This window comes from Lentimicrobiaceae bacterium, assembly GCA_028697555.1.
Lineage (GTDB): Bacteria > Bacteroidota > Bacteroidia > Bacteroidales > UBA4417 > UBA4417.
Genome location: JAQVEX010000031.1, coordinates 24,335 through 30,649 on the forward strand (window position 1 = coordinate 24,335; position 6,315 = coordinate 30,649).

Consider the following 6,315-nt stretch of genomic DNA (forward strand, 5'->3'; position numbering starts at 1 on the left):
ATTACAAGCAGCTTTTTTTATTGTATTTTGTTGCAGAAATTATTATCTTTGTCGTATAACAAAAAAATTATGCCATGAAATCAATTTACATTAAACGAGCATTTTATCCCACAGACTATGCTCTGTATAGAAAAGTTACAGTTAAAACGAGTAGCGGGAAAAAGTACAAATTGGCTCAATTGGAAGAAATCAAAATTGATTGCGAAAATGAGCAATGGATAGAGTTTAAACTAGATTACTTTAAGAGAAGAATAGATTTGAATACGCCTACCGACGATGTTTATATCGCTTTAACTCTTAATTACGAAAGCTATTTCAAATCAATTTTTAAAAACTGTTTGCAAGCCAAAATAATCGATAAAAACACCTACGATAACTTAGAAAGCGATATTGCAAAGGACGACACCAAAAGTTTTGCTAAGCAATTTAAAGTCAAAGATTATATTACTGTTGCGCTGAGCATTATTACAAATCTGTGGATTTTAATTTCTTTAATTTTCAACAAAAATGTTTGCTGTCAACGTAATTTGTTATTTTTGATAATAATATTATCTTTAGTTTCAACCATTACGCTTTTAACTTCTCGGAAAAAATTAACTGTACAAAAATTCAATACAGCAATTATTTCAAGTATAAGTATTGCTATTTTGATTACTGCTTTTTTTGGAAATGTAGTGTTTTTCGGTTCTTGGCTTATGGTACTTATAACGTTACAACTTTTTATTGCGTTCACGGATTAGTTTTCGTTTGTTTTGCAAAAACGAGCAGTTGGTTCGGTGCTACGCACCTTTGTTGTTAACTTAGCCATTGGCTGTTGGCTGTTAGCCATTGGCAATTATCAATTATCAATTATCAATTATCAATTAGTAATGAACAATTAGTAATTATTATTTAACAATTGCTAATTGCACATTGTTAATTGTTAATTGCCCCGCACCACCCATCACCAATCACCAATCACCAATCACCAACCACCATCCACCTACTTCAACTTGTTACGCCTAACCAAAAACGGCATCAAAACCTGTTCTAGGGATTTATTAATATCGGCTTCAACAAAATCTATATCGTATTGCGAGCAACGTAGTTTAAGCTGAGATGCAAAATCGTTAATCGCTTTTATGTATTCGGCTTTAACTTCGTGGGGTTTTATTTTTACCTCCTCGCCTGTTTCCATATCTATAAACTTATAAGGCTTATTGTCGAAATCGAAATCTATTTCCTTGTTCTTATCAACTACGTGAAATAAAACAACTTCGTGCTTGTTGTATTTTAAGTGCTGTAGTGCGTCAAAAATACGGTCGTCGGTGCTTCCAAAATCGAACATATCGCTGAAAATGATAACCATTGAACGCTTATGAATATTTTCGGCGACAAAATGCAGGGCATCAACAATATTCGATTCTTGTTTTTGCTTGAAGTTGGGATTTATCAGGAGTTTAGACAGCTCGGTAATTAAACTTTTATGATGAATTTGAGCCGATTTTGCCTGAGTATGCAGTTGTATATCGGTATTAAAGAAGGTGAGCCCGACAGCGTCTCTTTGTTTTTGCAACATGTGCATGAGAGTAGCAGCAGCGTAGATCGAAAAAACCGCTTTATTCGGATTGTTGATATCCACGTTTTTGTAAACGGGAAAAAACATCGAGTTTGAAGTATCAATAACTATCTGACACCTAAGGTTAGTTTCTTCTTCAAATCGTTTTACAAAAAGCTTGTCGGTTTTGCCGTATATTTTCCAATCAATATGTCGCGTAGATTCGCCTTGGTTGTAAAGTCTGTGTTCGGAAAACTCAACAGAAAAGCCATGAAACGGACTTTTGTGTAATCCTACAATAAAACCCTCAACTACATGCTTTGCAAGTAGTTCTAAGCTGGGAAATTGCGGTAATTCTTTTTGTTGTAATTCTTTCATTCCGAATACAAAATAATCAGCACTATACGACCATAAAATCAGTAGCCAATATAAAATTGACACAACTGATATCGAAGTTGTGTAAAATGCAATAATTTAATGTGCCGGCAATTATAATAATGCTTCTAATTTTTTCACTAAAGCACTTTTGGGTACTGCTCCAACTTGTTTGTCAACTACTTCACCGTTTTTAATAAAAAGAACGGTTGGGATATTACGTACCGAAAAACGTGTAGCAATTCCGGGGTTGTTATCAACATCTAACTTTCCTATTACGGCTTTGCCTTCGTATTCTTTTGCCATCTCTTCGATAATAGGAGCTATCATACGGCAAGGTCCGCACCATACTGCCCAAAAGTCAACAATAACCGGTTTATCGGTGTTAATAGCTAATTCTTCAAAATTGGAATCGGTAAATTCTAATGCCATGGTTATAAAATTTATGTTTTAATATTAATTATCTACAGACTTCAAAAATAAATAATTTGTAAGAATAATGTTAAGCTAAAACGGTTTTTTAAAAATTTTATCAATTAACTGTGTAAACTAACTCTGATAGAAGGTATTTCAGACAAAAGCTCCAACACATTTAAGGCATTTACTTTGTACCCCGATTTGAATTTGGTAAACATTCCGTCGGTAGATTTACTTTCGGGATCGTAAACTTGTGCATAAAACAAGGTGCTGCCTTTGTTTTTCTTAATTATATTGGCAAACTTTCTGTAAGTTTCTTGGTCAAAATCTAATATATTGATATAAACTGTCAAGCTTTTTGCCGACTCAATCATGTCGGGAAACATCTTAACATCATCAACAGTAATTCCCACTTCACCTGTTTCGCTTTTATATTTTTTGTACGTCTGACAGTTAAAAAACAAAATAGCACCTTCTTCTAATAAGTTCTTATGTTTTACGTATTCAGCTCTTCCTATATAAAGTTCAACACTATCGTTATAATCTTCTATAACTATTTTGGCATAGCCTTCGTTTCTTTTATTTTCGGTGTGATAAGCTTCCTTAATAATGCCGGCTAATTTTATGTTATTAAGAATAACGCCTTGTCCTACAACGTCATTCAGCTTGCTTACGGTTGCATTGCAAAAGGAGTTTATAGCTGTGCTAAATTTGTCTAGCGGATGTCCGGAAATGTATATTCCTATAACGTCTTTTTCAATGCTTAATGTCTTTTTATCCGACCATGGCTCGCATTCGGGTGCCTGCGGATAAGTTAATTTATCTTCTTCATTATCATCGCCAAATAAAGATAATTGTTGAGAATTTAATTCTTTTTGATAGCTTTCGCCAAATTTAACGATGGTTTCGGCAAATGTTCTTCCGCTAATTGGGTCGGGGTGGCATATTTGCCAACGCTTTATATCTCCGAAAGAATCAAAGGCTCCGGCTTTAGCTAACAATTCGACATAGCCTTTGGTCAGAACCTTGTAGTCAACCCTTTTGGCAAGGTCGTAAATGTCGATGTAGTTTCCGTTTTGCATTCTTTCTTCGACAATGGCGCATGATATGTTTTCGCCAAACCCGCTAATAGCTGATAGTCCATATCTGATATTACCCTTTTTCGTAGCGGTAAAATCAACACCCGACTCGTTTATATCGGGACCTAAAACATTAATGCCCATACGTTTACATTCGTCTAAGTTTCGTTGGTGTTTGTCGCTATTATCTTTGTACGAAGTAAGCAATGCTGCCATAAACTCGCGCGGATAATACGTTTTAAGGTATGCCGTTTGATAAGCCAAATAGGTGTACGAAGTGCTGTGCGACTTGTTGAATGCGTATTTTGCAAAGTTTACCCAATCGTTCCATATTTTTTCCAAAATTTCGGGGTCGTGTCCGTTGTTAGTGGCATTTTGCATAAACTCGGTTTTAAAACCTGCCAGTAGAGCCATATCTTTCTTACCCATAGCTTTCCTAAGCGAATCGGCTTTACCTCGAGTAAAATTGGCTATAATCTGCGATAGTTGCATAACCTGCTCTTGATAAACCGTAATTCCGTAAGTTTCTTTCAAAACTTTTTCTTCAATGGGCAAGTCGTAAGTAACGGGTTTTATGCCATGTTTTCTTAAAGCGTACTCGTCGATGTATTCCATAGGACCGGGGCGATTGAGAGCGTTTATAGCAATCAGGTCTTCCAACTGTGTAGGACGAATTTTACGTAACGCACTTTTCATTGTGTCGCTTTCAAACTGAAACGTACCTGTAGTTTCGCCCTTTTGGTATAGTTCATAAACTTTGGGGTCGTCGAATGGTATTTTATTTATATCGATATCAATATTGTAGTTTTCTTTTACCATCCGTAGCGTTTCTTTAATAACAGTCAGGTTTTTTATGGCTAAGAAATCCATTTTAATAACGCCTGCCTTTTCGTTAAGCTCTCCTTCAAATTGCGTTATCCACATATCCGATTTTTTCGATTTGCATATTGGTAGCAACTCGGTAAGATCGGAAGGAGCGATTAGTACACCTGCAGCGTGAATACCCGTGCTTTTAATGTTGCCTTCAACTTTAACAGCTTCGTTGATGACCTTTTTCTTTAAAAGCATATTTTTATCACTTCCTTTGTACTCGGCTATTTCTCGCAATTTCAAAATACTGTCTTTTTCGCTGCTTTTTAGTCCATGTTTTTTCTCTATGGAGTTATCTCCATCTTTAAGAGTAAGCGGTTTATTAACTAAGTCGAATAGTGGCTCCTTAATTCTGTCGGGGACTAATTTTGCCAAGTAGTTGCTTGTTGGTAAATCAAGCTCAAGCACGCGAGCAACATCTTTAATGCTGTTTTTTGAAGCCATAGACCCAAAAGTAATTATTTGAGCCACATGGTTTTGTCCGTATTTTTTTACCACATAATCAATAACCTTATCTCTTCCTTTGTCGTCGAAATCGACGTCAATATCGGGCATACTAATCCTTTCGGGATTTAAGAAACGCTCAAATAGCAAATTATATTTCAGCGGGTCAATGAGAGTTATGCCTAAACAGTAAGCCACAACACTTCCGGGAGCCGAACCTCTACCGCAACCTACCATGACGTCCATTTCGTTGGCTGCTTTTATAAAGTCGCGCACAATTAAAAAATAACCGGCAAATCCCATATCGTGTATGATTTTGAGTTCGTAATCAATGCGTTGCTTTATCTCGTCGGTTATTTCGCCATAAAGTACTTTGGCTCCTTGGTAAGTCAGATTTTTAAGATATTCCCACTGATTACGCAAAGTTGCGGTAATAATCTTTTCGTCCTTAGACCCTTCTAATTTAACTTTAATGCTGTCGTTGTGTATGTTAAACTGTTCGGGTACGTAAAAGTTGGGAAGCAGAATATCTTTTTTTAGATTCAAAACCTCAACTTTATCAACTATTTCGTTGGTATTGTCGATAGCTTGTGGCAAATCGGCAAAAACCGTCTCCATTTCGCTTGTAGTTTTAAAGTAAAACTCGTCGTTATAAAAAGCGAACCTGCCTTCGGTTTTTATTTCATCGTCATCATCGTCGTAATCTCTCTTCTTGGGTGTAGATACGTTGCTATTGGTGTTAAGACAAAGCAAAATATCGTGAGTTTCGGCGTAATCTTTTTCAACATAATGGCTGTCGTTGCTGGCAATAATTTTAACATTGTATTTTTCGGCAAATCTGATAAGAACTTCATTTACAACATCTTGTTGTGGTATTTTGTGTCGTTGAAGTTCAACGTAATAATCTTCGCCAAAAACGCTAAGCCACCATTTAAAAACTTCTTCAGCTTTTTCAGGTCCTTTTTCTATAATTGTTTTTGGAACTTCGCCTGCCAAACAGCACGTAGTTGCAATAAGCCCTTCGTGATATTTTAGAATCAGCTCCTTGTCTATTCGCGGATATTTTCCGTACAAACCTTCAATATATCCCAACGACGAAAGTTTTATCAGATTTTGATAACCTTGTGCATTTTTTGCTAAAAGCAATTGGTGATAACGTTTATCTCTTTTACCACCGGTAAATTGTTGTATATGTCTGTCTTCGGTTAAATAAAATTCGCAACCGACTATTGGTTTTATATTTGATTTGAATTTTCTGTTGTACTCTTCTGCTTTAGCCACAAACGTAAACGCTCCGAACATATTTCCATGGTCGGTTATGGCTATGGCAGGCATATTATCGGCAATAGCTTTCTGATACAGACTATCTATGTTTGAAGCTCCATCGAGTAATGAATAGAGTGTATGAACGTGTAAATGACTAAATTGCGGCATTATCCAAAAAACTTAAGTAATTATTAATACAAAAAAATGACCTGCTAAATTAGCAAAATCCGAGTTTTTTTTGGTTAATTGCCGTTTTAATTTTATCAACAATTAAGTGTACTTGTGATTGGTGGTGAGTGACGGGTGATTGGTGAGTCAATTATCAAT

Annotated in this window: 4 protein-coding genes; 1 reads left to right on the plus strand and 3 read right to left on the minus strand. The window is 35.9% G+C overall.

Annotated elements, in window-relative coordinates:
- Window positions 1-74: 74 nt before the first annotated feature.
- Window positions 75-740 (plus strand): hypothetical protein, encoded by a 666-nt coding sequence (locus tag PHP31_06300; protein ID MDD3738886.1) that lies wholly within the window; start codon window positions 75-77, stop codon window positions 738-740.
- 242 nt (window positions 741-982) lie between these two features.
- On the opposite strand, the gene PHP31_06305 is transcribed toward PHP31_06300, so the two are convergent.
- The 3 genes from PHP31_06305 to dnaE form a co-directional block, all read right to left on the minus strand.
- Window positions 983-1,915 carry a DUF58 domain-containing protein gene (locus tag PHP31_06305; GenBank protein ID MDD3738887.1) on the minus strand — a complete coding sequence of 311 codons (933 nt, stop codon included), beginning with the start codon at window positions 1,913-1,915 and terminating at the stop codon, window positions 983-985.
- Window positions 1,916-2,026: 111 nt separating this feature from the next.
- Entirely contained in the window at window positions 2,027-2,344 is a 318-nt protein-coding gene (trxA, locus tag PHP31_06310) for a thioredoxin (GenBank protein ID MDD3738888.1), read from the minus strand.
- A 104-nt stretch (window positions 2,345-2,448) separates the two neighbouring features.
- Window positions 2,449-6,156: a DNA polymerase III subunit alpha gene (gene dnaE, locus PHP31_06315; GenBank protein MDD3738889.1), complete on the minus strand. Its 3,708-nt coding sequence runs from the start codon at window positions 6,154-6,156 to the stop codon at window positions 2,449-2,451.
- Window positions 6,157-6,315 lie beyond the last annotated feature (159 nt).

What these genes read in the sequence shown, in the direction of transcription:
- PHP31_06305 (MDD3738887.1), bottom strand. Translation starts at nt 1,915, where the DNA reads ATGAAAGAATTACAACAAAAAGAATTACCGCAATTTCCCAGCTTAGAA.
- PHP31_06300 (MDD3738886.1), top strand. Translation starts at nt 75, where the DNA reads ATGAAATCAATTTACATTAAACGAGCATTTTATCCCACAGACTATGCT.
- dnaE (MDD3738889.1), bottom strand. Translation starts at nt 6,156, where the DNA reads ATGCCGCAATTTAGTCATTTACACGTTCATACACTCTATTCATTACTC.
- trxA (MDD3738888.1), bottom strand. Translation starts at nt 2,344, where the DNA reads ATGGCATTAGAATTTACCGATTCCAATTTTGAAGAATTAGCTATTAAC.